The sequence below is a fragment of the Singulisphaera rosea genome (assembly GCF_054877945.1).
The window spans coordinates 1-255 of sequence record NZ_JBTYIP020000162.1 but is presented as its reverse complement, the minus strand read 5'-3'; the positions used below and the strand labels follow the sequence as shown (position 1 = coordinate 255).

1 pseudogene is annotated in these 255 nt (G+C 63.9%); it reads left to right on the top strand.

The annotated features are described in order from the left end of the window. Nucleotides 1-255: pseudogene (locus ACYOEI_RS41340) on the top strand (hypothetical protein); the annotation flags it as partial.

Genomic DNA, 255 nt, shown 5'->3' with positions numbered 1-255 from the left:
CCCAGGCGCTACGCGATTGGAAGGCCTTATCCTACGTCACGGCCGACGCGGGGAAAGGCCTGCAAGCCGGCATCGCCACTTTGCAACGGGAGCGGCAAGAGGACGGGGAGCCGTCGTTGGAGAACGGACTGGATGTGTTCCATACCGTTTATGAGGCGCGACGTGTGTTGAGACTGGGCTGGAATCGCGTGGAACGCCTCTGGGAGCAGGCGGAGCTCGCCAGCCACCGGGTCACGCAATCGCAACGGCAAGGTC